The sequence below is a fragment of the Geodermatophilus maliterrae genome (genome assembly GCF_041018925.1).
Taxonomy (GTDB): domain Bacteria; phylum Actinomycetota; class Actinomycetes; order Mycobacteriales; family Geodermatophilaceae; genus Geodermatophilus; species Geodermatophilus maliterrae.
Map to the genome: position 1 here is coordinate 46492 of NZ_JBFNXQ010000005.1, position 15363 is coordinate 61854.

Below are 15363 nucleotides of genomic sequence, written 5' to 3' on the forward strand. Positions count from 1 at the left end.
CCTCGTGCGCCGTGACGCTAGGAGCGTGTCAACAGGACTGTCAACGATCCTCCGCCGGGCTCGGACCTCCTCCGGGCTCCGGGGCCGGCCGCCGCCCGGCAGAGGGAGGAGCGGCTCCTCCAGGCGCCGGTACAGCAGCCCGCCGACGAGGACCGGTGCCGCCGTGCAGCTCAGGGCGGCGGGGGCGCCCGGTCCACGAGCCGACGGCGGAGCCGCCGACGGAGGCACCACGACGCCACCCTCCCCGTGCTCGGTCACGAGCCGCCGCGTGCCGACCCCCGTGCAGGGCCTCGACGAGGGGACGAGTGGTGCCGTCCACCGGTCCGCGCGCGGGTGCCCGCTGCCGGCAGACCCCACGGCCCGGGGCACCGCGTCGAGGCGACGCCTGGGCGTTCGGCGGCCACCGCCGACACGGAGTCGGCCCGGTTCCCGGGGCCGGAGCGCACGACGGAGGACGTCGGACGGACGTACGTCAAATGACCCGAGAGGCGAGTCATCCGGCGCGCCACCGCGTGCCAGATGGGCCAACCAGGTGCCACCATCTCGCTGTGTCGGAGGCCACATCCGGGCCCTACGGTTCTCGAGGGACGTGGCGAACGCGACTCCCTGGACCGGCACGTCCGGGCAGGTACGACAGGTCGTCGCCGGAACCACGGCCGACGTCCCGACCGAGCACGGACCCACCGGTCGGTCGTGCAGTACCAGCCAGGTCTCGAAGGGGAGGAACGTGACCAGGTCGAGCCGGCACGCGAGCTCCCGCGGCGCGTCGCCTCCCGGCGACGCGGCAGCGGGAGGGCAGGAGGCCCCGCTCCGCCCTGCGTCCGACGACCAGGGGACCGAGAACGCCTGGGCTCCGGGGCCGCCGGCGGCCCGCTCGGCGGAGGCGTCACGGACCGGTGGCCGCCGCGGGCGGGACCGGGGGCTGCCCCTGCTGGGCGTCGCGGCGGCGATCCTGGTCTTCGAGGTCGTCCCTCGCATCGGCCTGGTCGACCGGCGCTTCCTCCCCCCGTCGTCCGAGATGTTCGGCGCCCTGTTCGAGCAGCTGTCCGACGGCTCGCTCTGGGAGCCGGTGGGTCAGACGCTGCAGGGCTGGGCCCTGGGCCTGGGGACGGCGCTGCTCATCGCGCTGCCGCTCGGCATCCTGATCGGCTCGGTCTTCCTGCTCTTCATGTCCACCCGGACGATCGTGGAGTTCCTCCGCCCGGTCCCGTCCGTGGCGCTGATCCCGCTGGCCGTCCTCGTCTTCGGGGCCGGCATCGAGAGCAAGTGGTTCCTCGCCGCCTTCGCCGCGACCTGGCCGATCCTCCTGCAGACGCTCTACGGCGTCCGGGACGTCGACCCGGTCGGCATGGAGACCGCGCGCTCCTTCGGCATCAAGACGCCCGAGCGGCTGCTGCGCGTGGTGCTGCCCAGTGCACTCCCCTACATCGTCACCGGCGTGCGCATCTCCTCCGCGGTGGCGCTGATCCTGTCGGTCACCGCGGAGTTGGTCCTCGGCGCACCCGGGCTCGGGCAGCAGATCAACATCGCCCGGCAGAGCGGCGCCGTGGAGGCGATGTACGCCCTGATCATCGTGACCGGTCTCATCGGCTGGGTGCTCAACATCGCCCTGTCCGCCGCCGAGCGGCGTCTGCTGCACTGGCACGCATCCCAGCGGGAGCGCAACCGGTGAGCGAACCCAGCCGGCCGACCCGGGTGCTCGGTGTCGGCCTGGAGATCGCCGTCCCCGTCGCCGTGCTGGCGGTGTGGGCACTGGTGTCGGCGAACAGCACGTCGTTCTACTTCCCCCCGCTGCTCGACATCTTCGGGGCGTTCGCCGACACCTGGCTGTTCGAGCGGGTCGGCACCGACGTGCTCCCCAGCCTGGGCCGCCTGTTCAGCGGCTACGTGATCGCCGTGATCGCCGCCGTGGTGATCGGGGTGGCCCTGGGGTCGTCCCGGACGCTGGGCCGGATGGTCGACCCCGTCGTCCAGTTCCTGCGCGCCATCCCCGCACCGGTGCTCATCCCCGCCGGCATCCTGATCCTCGGCGTCGGCTCGGAGATGAAGGTGGCGCTCATCGCCTTCGTCTGCCTGTTCCCGGTGCTGCTCAACACCATCGACGGCGTGGCCGGCGTGGACCCCGCGCTGCGCGAGACCGCGCGCAGCTTCCAGATCCCGTGGCGTGAGCGGCTCTTCCGCGTCGTGCTGCCCTCGGCGGCGCCGCAGATCTTCGCCGGCGCGCGGGTGAGCCTCTCACTGGCCGTGATCATGATGGTCGTCTCCGAGATGGTGGCCAGCACCAACGGCATCGGCTACTTCGTCCTGCAGTCCCAGCGCACGTACGCCATCACCGAGATGTGGGCCGGCATCTTCCTGCTGGCCATCCTCGGCTACGTGCTCAACGCCCTGTTCCTGCTCGTCGAGCGCCGAGCGCTCCGGTGGCACCGCGGTGCCCGCGCCGGCGCCGGCTGACCCGCGGAGGCATCCCCACCATGTTGCGCGTCGAGCACCTCAGGAAGGTCTACCAGGAGGGCACCAAGCGTGCGTTCGAGGCGGTGGCCGACCTCACCTTCACCGTCCAGGAGCGGGAGCTGGTGTGCATCGTCGGTCCTTCCGGAGCCGGCAAGACGACGCTGCTCAAGATGATCGCCGGGCTGCTCCCGCCCACCGCCGGTGCGGTCTACCTGGACGACGAGAAGGTGACCGGCCCCCCCGAGAAGATGGCTCTGGTCTTCCAGGACTACTCCCGGTCCCTCTACCCGTGGATGACCGTCGACCAGAACGTCGCCTTCCCGCTCAAGCACCGCAAGCTGGGCAAGGGCGAGACGACCGAGCTGATCCGGGACACCCTGCAGTCGGTCGGCCTGGCCGGAGCCGGGAAGAAGTACCCCTGGCAGCTGTCCGGCGGCATGCAGCAGCGGGTGGCGATCGCCCGGGCGCTGGCCTACCAACCCGAGATCCTGCTGATGGACGAGCCCTTCGCCTCGGTCGACGCGCAGACCCGTGCCGACCTCGAGGACCTCGTGCTGCAGCTGCGGGCCCGGTACGGCGTCACGGTCGTCTTCGTCACCCACGACATCGACGAGTCGGTGTACCTCAGCGACCGCGTCGTCGTCCTGACGCCGTCCCCGACCCGGGTCCAGGAGATCGTCGACGTCCCGCTCCCTCGTCCGCGCGACCAGGTGGAGACCAAGGAACTCCCCGAGTTCGCGCACCTACGGGCCTACGTGTGGCGCTCCATCAAGCGTCCGGAGACCGCCGAGGTCCACGCCTAGACCAGTCGGACGGTCACGGACCACGGATGACCGCCCGGGTGTCCCCCCTCGCACGATCCCTGGAGAAGGAGAGCCGATGAGCCACCGTCCGTTCACCCGTCGCGCGACCTCTGCGGTCGCCGGCCTGGCCGTGGTCGCTCTCGCGGCCACCGGCTGCGGCGGCGACGACGCAGACACCGGCGGAGGAGGAGGGGGCGAGGGCGGCACGGGCGAGATGACGACGATCCAGATCGGCACCCTCCCCATCGCCAACGCCGCCCCCATGTACCTGGGCATCCAGGAGGGCTTCTTCGAGGAGGAGGGCCTCGAGGTCGAGGAGACCGTGCTGCAGAGCGGCAACGAGATCATCACCGGCATGGTGGCCGGCGACTACGACGTCGGCTTCGTCGGTTACATCTCCGCCGGGATCGCGGCCGCGCGCAACGTCCCGGTCTGCGTGCTCACCGCCAGCGACGCCACGGGCACCACCCCCGAGGACGACTGGCAGGTCATGGTCGCCGCCGGCGACAGCCCCATCCAGACACCGCAGGACTTCGTGGGCAAGACCGTGAGCGTCAACGCGCTGGGCGGTGTCGCCGAGGTGATGATCAAGGCGGCGCTCGACCAGGAAGGCGTCGACTGGCGGTCCGTCGAGATGATCGAGGTCCCCTTCCCCGAGGTGCCCGCCGCCATCCAGGCCGGCCGGATCGACGCCGGCTACACGTCCGAGCCGTTCGTCACCACCGTGCTCGACCAGGGCGGCAAGGTGGTCTTCGCCCCCCAGTCGGCCATCGCCCCCGAGTACCCGAACGGGTCGTACTCGACCAGTCTGCAGCTCTACCAGGAGGAGGCCGACCTGATGGAGCGGTTCGAGGCGGCGATGACCAGGTCGCTGGAGTACGCGCGCGACAACCCCGACGCGATCCGCGAGATCATCCCGACCTACACGCAGATCCCCGCTGACGTCGCCAACCGGATGCGTCTGCCGGTCTACCAGCCCGAGCTGAAGGTGGACGAGATCGACGAGCAGATGGGCTTCCTCGAGGAGTACGAGATCGTCGAGGAAGCTCCCTCCGCCGACGACCTCATCTGCGGCTGACCGGTCCCGCCGCGCCCGGGTGGCCCCCGGGCGCGGCGGCCCGTCCCACGACCACCGGCCCCTGTCGAGAGGAACAGCACCGTGCGAGTGGCGGAAGCAATCGGCCGAGAACTGGCCCGCCAGGGCCTGGATCAGGTGTTCGGCGTGGTCGGCAGCGGCAACTTCCACGTGACCAATGCCCTCGTCGGCGCCGGTGCCCGGTTCGTGGCCACCCGTCACGAGGCGGGCGCGGCCACCATGGCCGACGCGTACGCACGCACCACCCAGCGGGTGGCCGCGGTGACCGTCCACCAGGGCTGCGGCCTGACCAACGCACTCACCGGTCTCACCGAGGCCGCCAAGAGCCGCACCCCGCTGCTCGCGCTCGCCGCCGACACGGCGGGCTGGAACGTGCTGTCCAACTTCAACATCGACCAGCCGGCCGTGCTGCGGGGGCTGGGGATCCACTCCGAGACGATCACCTCCCCGCGCACCGCGGTGCAGGAGGCCGTGCGGGCCTTCCGCCGCGCAGCGGTGGACCGCCGGACCGTCGTGCTCAACCTGCCCCTGGACGTCCAGGAGGCCGAGGTCCCTGCCGACGCCCTCCCGCCGCTGGCGCCCCCGGTGCTCGAGGCAGCCGTCGCCGGTCCCCGGTCGGTCGAGCAGCTGGCCGACCTGCTGCGCTCCGCCGCGCGACCGGTGTTCATCGCCGGCCGCGGCGCTCGCCTGTCCGGTGCCCGCGACGTGCTCGCGGAGCTGGGCGAGCTCAGCGGGGCCCTCCTGGCGACGTCGGCCGTGGCGCGCGGGCTGTTCGCCGGGCTCGAGTGGTCCGTGGACGTCTCCGGCGGTTTCGCCACCCCGATGGCCGCCGACCTCATCAGCTCCGCCGACCTCGTCGTCTCGTGGGGTGCGTCGCTCAACGTCTGGACCCTGCGGGCCGGTGAGCTGCTGGACCCCGGCGCCACGGTGGTCCAGGTGGACGAGGACCCCGCCGCGATCGGCACGCACGTCCGGGTCGACCACGGGGTCGTCGGCGACGTCCGCGCGACCGCCGCGGCGGCCGTCGAGGACCTGCGCGCCCGGCCCCGGACCGCCCCGTCGTGGCGGACGCCGCAGGTGCGGGAGCGGATCCGGGCCGGGCTGCGCTGGCGCGACGAGCCGTACTCCGACACCAGCACCGACGAACTGATCGACCCGCGCACGCTCACCGCCGCGCTCGACGACATCCTGCCCGGGCAGCGGGTGGTCGCCCCCGACGGCGGGAACTTCAACGGCTACCCGGCGATGTTCCTCGACGTCCCCGACGCGAGCGGGTTCTGCCTCACCCTGGCGTTCCAGTCCATCGGCCTGGGTCTGTCCACCGCGATCGGTGCGGGGCTGGCCTCCCCGGGACGGGTCGCGGTCGCCGGCGTGGGTGACGGGGGCTTCATGATGAGCCACGTCGAGCTGGACACCGCCGTCCGCGTCGGGGTCCCCCTGGTGGTGGTCGTCTACAACGACCACGCCTACAGCGCCGAGGTGCACCACTTCGGTCCCGCGGGTCATCCCCTGGGCATCGTCGAGTTCCCGGAGACCGACATCGCCGCGATCGCGCGCGGTCACGGCTGCGAGGCGGTCACCGTGCGGACCGTGGAGGACCTCAAGGCCGTGCGGGACTGGGTGGACGGGCCGCGCCGGCGGCCGCTCGTGATCGACGCGCGGATCACGTCCTTCGCCTCCTGGATGATCGCGCACTCCTTCGCGACCGAACGTGCAGACGACGCCGGCCGGGACGAACCGGCGCACTGACGACGGCGCCGGGGAGCGACGGATCCCCGCCCGGGACAACCACCAGCCGGCCGGCTGCCCGGCCACGAGCCGTCCCCGACGGGGGCGGTGCCACGACAGATCACACGAGGACGGATGCACATGACCGCGAAGAACCTGCAGGAACTGCTCGACCAGACCGGTGACACCGTCGGGCTGCTCCGCAACTCCCAGCTCGGCGCCTACATCTACCCGGTGGTCCCCTCGGAGTTCACCAACTGGCGGCGGGAGCAGAAGGCATGGCGGGAGACCGCGGTGCTGTTCGACCAGTCACACCACATGTTCAACACGTTCATCTCCGGACCCGACGCGCTGAAGCTGATCTCGGACACGGGCATCAACAGCGTGGCCAACTTCCCGGTGAACATGGCCAAGCAGTTCGTGCCCGTCGGCCCCGAGGGCGGCGTCATCGGTGACGGCATCCTGTTCCACCTCGACGAGGAGGAGTACGTCTTCGTCGGCCGCGCACCGGTGGCCAACTGGCTGCAGTTCAAGGGGTCCTCGGGCTACGACGTCGACATCCGCAACGACCCCCGGTCGCCGTCGCGGCCGTACGGCAAGGCGGTGACCCGCGACCTGTGGCGGTTCCAGATCCAGGGCCCGAACGCGTGGCAGGTGATCGAGAAGCTCCACGGCGGTGACGTCGAGCAGCTGAAGTTCTTCCGCATGGCGACCATGAACATCGCCGGCGAGCAGGTGCGCACGCTGCGGCACGGCATGGCCGGCGCCCCGGGCCTGGAGATCTGGGGCCCGTACGAGTCCTACGAGAAGATCCGCGACACGATCCTCGAGGTGGGCCGCGAGTTCGGGCTCGAGCCGTGCGGCTCGCGCGCCTACTCCTCGAACACGCTCGAGTCGGGCTGGATCCCCTCCCCGCTGCCGGCCGTCTACACGGCCGAGGACCTGCGCGCCTACCGCGAGTCCCTCCCGGCCGACGGCTACGAGGCGACCAACGCGCTGGCCGGCAGCTTCATCTCGCCCAACATCGAGGACTACTACCTCAACCCCTGGGAGCTCGGCTACGGGTCGTTCGTGAAGTTCGACCACGACTTCATCGGGCGCGACGCCCTGCAGGCCATCGACCCGGCGACGCAGCGCCGCAAGGTGACGCTGGCGTGGGACGACGAGGACCTGGCGAAGGTCCTGGGCGCACTCGTGGCCCCCGCTCCCGGATACCAGTTCTTCGACCTGCCGAACGCGAACTACGGGTCGTCGAACTTCGACGCGGTCCTGGACGCCGATGACAACGTCGTCGGCCTGTCCCTGTTCACCGGCTACAGCGCCAACGAGCGCAAGGGTCTGTCGCTGGCCACGGTGAACGCCGACGTGCCGCTCGGCGCGGAGGTGCGCGTGCTGTGGGGTGAGCCGGAGGGCGGTACCCGCAAGACCACCGTCGAGCCGCACGAGCCGGTCGCCCTGCGGGCCGTGGTGAGTCCCGCCCCGTACGCGGCGACCGCGCGGGAGAGCTACCACGCGGGCTGGCGCAGCGCGGCGACCGTGTGACACGGCGACCGCGGTGGCCCGGGCGGTCCTCCACCCGGCCGGGCCAACCGCGGCTGCTCCCCTGGTCGCAGCCGCAGACCCGCCACGCTCCCCAACGGGTCGCGGTACGTGCGTGACCGCGGCGGCACGTCGAGGCCTCGGGGGCGGGGCGCCCCGGAGGCCTCCCCGGTGTGGCGCTCAGGCGGGCCGCGCGACCCGGTTGTCGAACAACGCGATACCGGCCGCGGTGTTGGACGCCGGCACGAAGTAGTCCGAGTGCACCTTGGTGACCCGGTCGTTCATCGCCCCCCGCATGACCAGCCACATGATCAGCTCGATGCCCTCCGAGCCGGCCTGGCGGATCAGCTCCTCACGGGACAGCGCGGCGAGCTCGGCCGGGTCGTTCTCGATCGCCTGCATCCACATCGCGTCGAACTCGGGGTTGATGAACCCCGCCCGGGCCCCGGCCAGCTGGTGCGACATACCACCGGTGCCGAGCACGCCGACCGTGATGTCCTTCGGGTAGCTCGTGATGGCGCGGCCGAGGGCCTGGCCGAGCGCGTAACACCGCGCCGCCCTGGGCTGGGGGTACTGGATGACGTTGACGAGCAGCGGGATCACGGGGCAGGGCCACGCATCCCCGGGGTCCGGGGTCCAGACCGACAGCGGCACGGTGAACCCGTGGTCGACGTGCAGCTCCTGGAAGACGGTCAGGTCGAAGTCCTCGTCGACCAGGCTCTCCACCAGGTGCAGGGAGAGCTCGGGGTCACCGATCACGTCGGGCACCGGTCGGCGGCCGAAACCCTCGTCGGCGATCTCGTAGCGCTCGGCGGTGCCCAGCCCGAAGGTCGGGACGAAGTCGAGATCGATCCCGTTGGCGTGGTCGTTGTAGACGACGATCGCCACGTCCGGCCGGTGCTCGGCCAGCCACGCCCGCGCCGGGGCGTAGCCGTCGAAGAGCGCCTTCCACGCCGGGTCCTCGGTCTTGCCGCGGTCCATCGCCGCGCCGATGGACGGCACGTGCGAGGTCGCCAGACCCCAGATCACCTCAGCCATCGCGGCGACCTCCCGCCCGCATCGCCGCGAGGAAGTCCTCCTCGCCCATGCCGGTGAACACACCGCCGAGGTACTGCATGGACCGCCCGTCCAGCATCGCCAGCTTGTAAACGTAGAAGATGCTGCCCCCGAGGTCGATCATCGCCTGCCAGTCGCGGTCCAGCACGGCCTTCTCCTGCTCGGCGGTCACTCCGAACTCCCGGCAGTAGGCGGCCTCGTCCGCGAGGAACCGCTCGCGGTTGCCGGCGTCGCGCAGGCTCATGAAGAGCTTGTTCATGCGCAGTCCCCGCCGGCTGGTGTCCCCGTCGAAGACGGGTGTGCCCGGCAGGTCCAGGCGGCCGGCCCCGGTGTCCGTGCTCATGGCTGTCGTGTTCCTCTCCCGTGCTCACACGCGTTCCTGGGGATGGGTGGCGAGCGCCTCGACGTGGACGTCGAGCCACCGGGCCATGGGGAGCGACATCAGCGCGTCGTGCAGCGCGGCCGGGTCCTCGGCCTCGTAGAGGCCGATGGTCGCGTTGCGGCCGGGCACCCGCCACAGCCGCTTCAGTACCCCGGCGGCCCGCAACTCCATCGCCCTCACGCGCTCGGCTGCCCGTAACTCCTCCCGCTGCTCGGCCGGGGTGTCGGCCGGCAGCCGGTTCTCGGACCGGACGAGGAACTCCACGTCAGACCCCCTCTCTCTCGGACGAGGTCGGCTGCCGGTCGGCGACCTCGATCAACACGGCGGCCAGCTGCTCGGGCGCGGTGACCATCGCCTCGTGACCGGTCTCGAGCTCGTGCACCGTCCACCCCCGCGCACGGGCGCGATCGGCCTGGCCGGCGAAGACGCGCATCCAGCTGACGCACTCGACGAACGTCGCGGGCACGTCGTCGACCGCACCGGTCAGCCGCAACGGGTCGGTGTAGGTCTTCCACGGGTGGGGGGTGAGCCTCGGGCTCAGCCAGTCGACGTCGGCCCGCTCGGTCACGCCGAGCACGGACAGCGTGCGCACCGGCACCAGCCAGCCGAACCCCTGCTCGGCCGCCGACTCCGCCCAGTGGTGCTCCACCGTCTCGGGCAGGAGATCGCGCGCCGCCTCGCCGTCGGAGCCGACGAACGCGTCGAGATAGACGCGCAGGGCGACGACCCGGGGGCGGCGGTCCGCGACGGCGGTCACGATCTGCCCGGCGTAGCTGTGTCCGACCAGGACGACGTCCGTGAGGCCCATGACGTCGATCACCCGGACCACGTCCTCGACGTGCGTGTCCAGCCCGACGAGCGGCGAGAGCAGGTGCGCTCTCTCCGACAGTCCCGTGAGGGTGGGCGCGTGGACCTCGTGGCCCACCGCGCGCAACCGGGTGGCGACGCGGTCCCAGCACCACCCGCCGTGCCAGGCCCCGTGCACGAGCACGAACGTGGTCATGCTCTCGACTCCTCGGACGACCTCGGGAACGGGTGGACGCACGTGGGTCCACCCACCCCCTCACGGTAGGTACGGCGACGACGGACCGGATCGGCCCGATGTCACGACGTGGCCACCGCTGCGACACGAACCGCCTACGTCATCCGTCGCACGTCCGGCCGTCCCGCGGGAGGCGCCCGGTCAGAGGTCCAGCACCAGCCACGGGGGCGTCGCCCGGGAGACGCAGATCATCATGGTCTCGCCGAACGCGCGCTCCTCCCCGGTCAGGACGCCGTCCCGGTGGTCGGGCTCGCCCTCGAGGACCCTCGTCTCGCAGGCACCGCAGCGGCCGTCGGCGCACGCGGCCGGGACCTCGAGCCCCGCCCGTCGCACGGCATCCAGGATCGAGGTGTCCGCGGGGACGACGAGGGTCACCCCGGCGGCGGCGCACACGACCTCGAGGTGGCTGACGTCCCCGGCGCGATCAGGAGCGGCCACGGCCCTCCTCCCGTCCTGCGGTCGGGCCCCGGACGCGGGCGCCGGTGCCGGACGCCGACCACGCTAGGCGGACGGGCGCACCAGCGGATCGCCCGGTTGACCGAGGTGGGCGTCGCCCCTGTCGCGCTGGGGGTGCGACAAATGACGGCGCCCGCCCTCACCGCGGCCGGACGAGACCTTCCTTGACGGCCAGCAGGGCCGCCTGCGTCCGGGAGGTGAGGCCCATCTTGGTGAGCAGGTGGCTGACGTGCGAGCGGGCCGTCCGCTCGCTGATGAGGAGGTGGTTGGCGATGTCCTTGTTCGACCTGCCCTCCGCGACGAGGATCAGCACCTCCTTCTCCCGCGCGGTGAGCACACCGAGACCCGTGCGCGGCGCACGCATGTCCTGGGTGAGTCGGCGGGTCACGGCCGCGTCGAGGAAGACCTCGTCGTGGACCGCTGCCCGCAGCGCGGCGTCCACCTCGGCCGGTCCGGCGTCCTTGAGCAGGTACCCGGAGGCCCCGCTCTCCAGCGCCGCGTGCACCCGCTCGGCCTCCCCGAAGCTGGTGAGGATGACCACCTTGAGCTGCGGGAACCGGCGCAGCACCTCCGCGGTCGCCGTCACCCCGTCCATCCCGGGCATCTGCAGGTCCATCAGGACGACGTCGGGCAGCTCGCCGTGCGCGGCTGCCCGGGCCAGCCGGTCCAGTGCCTCCTGCCCGTCGCCGGCCTCGTCGGCCACTGCGACGTCCTCGAGCGCCTCGAGGTAGGCGACCACGCCACGGCGCACGACCGCGTGGTCGTCCACGACGAGGACCCGGATCGGATCCGGCGCGGTCACGGCGCGACCTCGAGGTCCGTCGTCGGCGCCGCGGGCAGCGAGGTCGGCAGCGGCAGGCTCAGACGCACGCTCGTCCCGCCGGTGGCCGGCTGCCGCACCCGGACGGCGCCGCCCCACCGGGCCGCGCGCTCGCGCATCACGGTCATCCCGAACCCGCTCGACGCAGAGCCACCGGCGCGAGGGGCGACGCTCTCGGCGCTGAGCCCGCGGCCGTCGTCGGTGACCTCGGCGACCAGCCGCCGTCGACGGCCGTGGGAGGTCACCGCGAGCCGGACGTGGATCCTCGCCGCGTCCGCGTGCTTGACGCTGTTGTGCAACGCCTCCGCGACGACGCGGTAGACGTCCTCGAGCAGGTCGGCATCGAGTGCGCGCAGTTCGGCGGCGGGGTCGTCGATGGCGAGCGACACGTCCACGCCGGTGCGGGCAGCGGTCGTCTCCACCAGGGACCGCAACGCGGAGGCGAGCCCTCCCGCCGTGGTCGCCGCCGGCCGCAGCTCCACCACCATGCCCCGCAGGTCCGCCAGGACGGCCTCGGCGCTGCTGCTCAGGTCGTCCGCCACCTGGGCCACCTCGTCGGGGGCGGGGGGCAGGCCACGGGCGACGAGCACCCCGAGCGCCCGGGCCTGCATCATCATCGAGAAGACCTGCTGCACGACCGAGTCGTGCAGGTCGCGGGCCAGCTTCTGGCGCTCCTCCCGCCGGGCCACGTCCCGTTCCCGCTCCAGGACCGCGGCCTGGTCCACGGCCATCGCGGCCTGCTCGGCCATGGCCAGCAGGAACTCCAGCTCGGTGTCCCCGACGACCTGACCGGGTGCGAAGAACGCGTTCAGGATGCCGACCGGCTCCCCGCGGGCGAGGAGGGGCACGCTGACGAACCAGTCCCATCGAGGGTGCCGCATGACCTCGTGCAGCGGGGCCCACGCCGGGTCCCGCATGACTGCCTCGTACCGGCTCGGCACGACCAGCGGCTCCCGGCTCTCGAGAGCCTCCAGCATCATCAAGCGGGCCCCCCGGGCCCGGCACTCCATGAGCTTGTCGAAGAAGTGCGCCTCGCGTCCGAAGCCGGCGGCACCCATCACGTGCAACCGGTCCCCCGACGAGTTCACCGTCAGGACCTGGACGCCGGCGAGGGCGTCGGTGCGCGCCACCTCCCGGGCCAGCGCCTCGAGCGTGCCGACCAGCGACCGCTTCGACGCGACGTTGGAGGCGGCCTTGGCGATGGCGGCCAGTCGCCGCTCGCGCAGCCGGCTCAGGGTGACGTCGCGGAAGGAGACGATCCACCGCCGCCGTCCGGGGACCGGGGCGAGGACGTAGGCGAACTCGCGCCGCTGACCGGTCACCGGCTCCCAGACGACGGTCAGCTCGCCCGTCCTGGCGACGCCGGCTGCGCCGCCCGGTGCGGGGAACGGGGAGGGAACACCCGCCACGGCGTCCGGATCCAGGCCGCACAGGACCACGGCGGCGGGGTTGGCGTCGACGAAGCGACCCTCGGCGTCGATGACCGCCAGACCGTCCGGGGCGTGCCGCACCACCTCGTCCGTCGAGGTGGCCGGAGCGGTCGACGTGGCCACGGCGGCCCGTCCTCCGAGTTCCACCCGACCCCCTCTCCGCGCACCCTGGTGACCAGGTGGACCGTGGTCCGGGTCACTCCTGGGGAGATGCTGGCATGCCGGGGCGCCCGTCGTGCAGCGGACCAGCCGGTATCCCCGGGCGGGGCGGTCAGGACATGGAGAGGACGACCTTCAGCCGGTCACCGGGCGAACGGAAGGCGAGGTCGAAGGCCTGCTGCGCCTGCGCCACGGCGAACCGGTGGCTGATCAGGACGTCGACCAGCCACGGGTGGGCGCGCAGGTGGGCGTCGGCCTCGAGGAGCAACCGCCGACGCTCCACCGCGCCGCCCGACATCACCGTGAGGTTCTTGCGGATCATGGCCTCCATGTCCAGTGGGTACACCGGGTCGTCCGGAACCCCGAAGTAGAAGACCCGCCCGGACTCCCTCACGACGTCGAGCGCGTGCTGCAGGGTCTGGGTCTGGTGCCCGACGGCCTCGACGACGACGGCGGGACGGCGGTCCTCCGCCACGGTCCGCGACCACTCACCGCTGCCGGCCCACACGAACTCGTCGACGCCCACGTGCGCAGCCGCTGCCGACCGGTCGACCCGGTCGACGGTCGTCACCCAGCGGGCGCCCCGCGTCTTGAGGGCGTGGGCGAACAGCAACCCGATGGCGCCCTGGCCGATCACCGCGCAGTCCTCGCCGGCGAGGTCGCCGAGACGTTCGACCGCGGACAGCACGCAGGCCAGCGGCTGGACGAGCACCTCCTCCTCGGGCGGCAGCCGGCCACCGTACGGCCAGACGCCGGCCGAGTCGGTGACCACGTACTCGGCCAGGCCGTCGAAGGAGCTGGCCCAGCCGACGACCATCTGGCCGACGGCCAGGTCCGGGTCGGTGGACGCGACGACCTCCCCGACCACCTCGTGCAGGGGGAACCCCGGTGCGGATCCAGGACCGGCCCCCTCGGCCGCCCACCGGTTGGCGGCGCCGAGGAAGAACGGGGCGTCGCTGCCGCAGATGCCGCCCGCTGCCACGCGGAGCAGCACCTGACCGGCACGCAGTCGATCGGGCGAGGGGTGGGGGACGCCGATCCTGACGAGCCGCCCCGGGCCGGCGAGCGCCAGGGCCCAGGCGGACTGCCCGCCCTCCCCCGGATCCGAGGACACCGCCGTCGGGAGCAGCGGCCTGCCGGCCGGCTCCTTGCTGCCGGGCGGCACGGCATCCGGCGCACCGGTCGTCGCAGCGGGCACGTCAGTCCTCCTCGCACCCGGACGCGGCATCCCGGCGGGGCATCGTGCCGGTGGCTGCGGAGGTCATGGGCGGCAGCCTGACACGGCCGGCTCGCGTCCACGGCCGTTCCCGGGTCCACCGCGACGATTGACGTACGGACGACGACCGATCCGGCGCACCAGGTGCCGCCATACCACCGTCCCGGCCACGCGTGGCACAGGTCACCATGGGGTGCAGTGGGAACAGCCGCCTGGAGCCGGCACGTCCGGGCGGTCGTCCGGGGCGCCACCGTCGACGACCTCCTCCGCGGGGGCACCCCGCGTCCGACCGTGCAGAGGGAGACACCACGTGAAGCGCGCGCTGACCGTCCGGGACACCGCCACCCGGGGCTCACTGAGGAAGGCCTTCGACGACCTCGGCTACGAGGTGATCCCGTTCAAGAAGACCGAGCGATCGGTGCTGTCGTGCGTGCCGAAGGACGTGCGCCTGACGGTGACCGCCTCCCCGGCCAAGGGGCAGGACGCCACCATCGACCTCACCGTCGCCCTCGTCGGCCACGGCTACACCGTGACCCCGCACCTGTCGGCCCAGCAGGTCCGCGACCGCGCCCACCTGGCCGACATCGTGGCCCGCTGCCGCGAGGCCGGCATCACCGACGTCTTCGTGGTGGGCGGCGACCCGACGGACGAGCCCACGGAGTTCCGGCACGCGCACGACCTGCTGGTGGCACTGCACGACCTCGACCACGGCTTCACCGACATCGGCATCGGAGGCCATCCGGAGGGCCATCCGACCGCGTCGGAGGAGACGCTCTTCCAGGCGCTGAAGGACAAGGCGCCCCTGGCCACCCACATCACGACCCAGATCGTCTTCGACCCGGCTGCCATCCTGAGGTGGGCGCGAGAGGTGAAGAACCGCGGGATCGACCTGCCGGTGCACGTGGGCGTCCCCGGCGCGGTCCACCGCCAGAAGCTCCTGCGGGTCTCCGGAGGACTCGGCATCGGCGAGTCGGCGAAGTTTCTCAAGAAGCAGCAGAGCCTGTTCTGGCGGTTCTTCGTCCCGGGCGGCTACAGCCCGAACAAGATCATCACGGGGTTGGCCCCGCACATCGGCAAGCCGGACAACACCATCGAGGGCTTCCACGTCTTCACCTTCAACGACCTCGGGCCGACCGAGGCCTGGCGGCAGCGGATGCTGAGGGACCTTGCCTGACACCGCCC

The 15363-nt window shown here is 72.3% G+C and carries 15 protein-coding genes; 7 read left to right on the plus strand and 8 right to left on the minus strand.

What is annotated here, in order from left to right; genetic code table 11:
• Positions 1-727: 727 nt before the first annotated feature.
• The 6 genes from ABQ292_RS02920 to ligM all read left to right on the plus strand — a co-directional run bounded on the left by ABQ292_RS02920 (position 728) and on the right by ligM (position 7623).
• Positions 728-1672 carry an ABC transporter permease gene (locus tag ABQ292_RS02920; protein ID WP_369203037.1) on the plus strand — a complete coding sequence of 315 codons (945 nt, stop codon included), beginning with the start codon at positions 728-730 and terminating at the stop codon, positions 1670-1672.
• Positions 1669-2454 carry an ABC transporter permease gene (locus tag ABQ292_RS02925; protein WP_369203039.1) on the plus strand — a complete coding sequence of 262 codons (786 nt, stop codon included), beginning with the start codon at positions 1669-1671 and terminating at the stop codon, positions 2452-2454. Before ABQ292_RS02920 ends, ABQ292_RS02925 begins: the two co-directional genes overlap by 4 nt.
• Before the next feature lie 20 nt (positions 2455-2474).
• Positions 2475-3257 (plus strand): ABC transporter ATP-binding protein, encoded by a 783-nt coding sequence (locus ABQ292_RS02930; protein ID WP_369203041.1) that lies wholly within the window; start codon positions 2475-2477, stop codon positions 3255-3257.
• A 76-nt stretch (positions 3258-3333) separates the two neighbouring features.
• Positions 3334-4335, plus strand: a complete 1002-nt coding sequence (locus ABQ292_RS02935; RefSeq protein WP_369203043.1) for an ABC transporter substrate-binding protein — start codon at positions 3334-3336, stop codon at positions 4333-4335.
• 87 nt (positions 4336-4422) lie between these two features.
• Entirely contained in the window at positions 4423-6102 is a 1680-nt protein-coding gene (locus tag ABQ292_RS02940) for a thiamine pyrophosphate-binding protein (protein WP_369203045.1), read from the plus strand.
• Between the two features lie 120 nt (positions 6103-6222).
• A complete protein-coding gene (gene ligM / locus ABQ292_RS02945) occupies positions 6223-7623 on the plus strand; it encodes a vanillate/3-O-methylgallate O-demethylase (protein ID WP_369203047.1) in 1401 nt (466 codons plus the stop codon).
• 177 nt (positions 7624-7800) lie between these two features.
• Here the strand turns inward: ligM and ABQ292_RS02950 are convergent, their stop codons facing one another.
• From ABQ292_RS02950 to ABQ292_RS02985, 8 genes are all read right to left on the minus strand, one after another.
• Entirely contained in the window at positions 7801-8658 is an 858-nt protein-coding gene (locus tag ABQ292_RS02950) for a class III extradiol dioxygenase family protein (protein ID WP_369203049.1), read from the minus strand.
• Positions 8651-9019, minus strand: coding sequence for a protocatechuate 4,5-dioxygenase subunit alpha (gene ligA, locus ABQ292_RS02955; protein WP_369203051.1), 369 nt, complete (start codon positions 9017-9019; stop codon positions 8651-8653). The genes ABQ292_RS02950 and ligA overlap by 8 nt, the downstream gene beginning before the upstream one ends.
• A 24-nt stretch (positions 9020-9043) precedes the next feature.
• Entirely contained in the window at positions 9044-9322 is a 279-nt protein-coding gene (locus ABQ292_RS02960) for a muconolactone Delta-isomerase family protein (protein ID WP_369203052.1), read from the minus strand.
• Between the two features lies 1 nt (position 9323).
• A complete protein-coding gene (locus tag ABQ292_RS02965; protein WP_369203054.1) occupies positions 9324-10061 on the minus strand; it encodes an alpha/beta fold hydrolase in 738 nt (245 codons plus the stop codon).
• Between the two features lie 180 nt (positions 10062-10241).
• Positions 10242-10538 (minus strand): 2Fe-2S iron-sulfur cluster-binding protein, encoded by a 297-nt coding sequence (locus ABQ292_RS02970; protein ID WP_369203056.1) that lies wholly within the window; start codon positions 10536-10538, stop codon positions 10242-10244.
• 157 nt (positions 10539-10695) lie between these two features.
• Positions 10696-11358 (minus strand): response regulator, encoded by a 663-nt coding sequence (locus tag ABQ292_RS02975; protein WP_369203058.1) that lies wholly within the window; start codon positions 11356-11358, stop codon positions 10696-10698.
• Complete coding sequence (locus ABQ292_RS02980; RefSeq protein WP_369203060.1) at positions 11355-12929, minus strand: sensor histidine kinase; 1575 nt, start codon at positions 12927-12929, stop codon at positions 11355-11357. The genes ABQ292_RS02975 and ABQ292_RS02980 overlap by 4 nt, the downstream gene beginning before the upstream one ends.
• A 148-nt stretch (positions 12930-13077) precedes the next feature.
• Positions 13078-14163: a zinc-binding dehydrogenase gene (locus tag ABQ292_RS02985; protein WP_369203062.1), complete on the minus strand. Its 1086-nt coding sequence runs from the start codon at positions 14161-14163 to the stop codon at positions 13078-13080.
• A gap of 328 nt (positions 14164-14491) precedes the next feature.
• Here ABQ292_RS02985 and ABQ292_RS02990 point away from each other — a divergent pair, with 328 nt between their 5' ends.
• A complete protein-coding gene (locus tag ABQ292_RS02990) occupies positions 14492-15355 on the plus strand; it encodes a methylenetetrahydrofolate reductase (protein WP_369203064.1) in 864 nt (287 codons plus the stop codon).
• Positions 15356-15363: the final 8 nt, after the last annotated feature.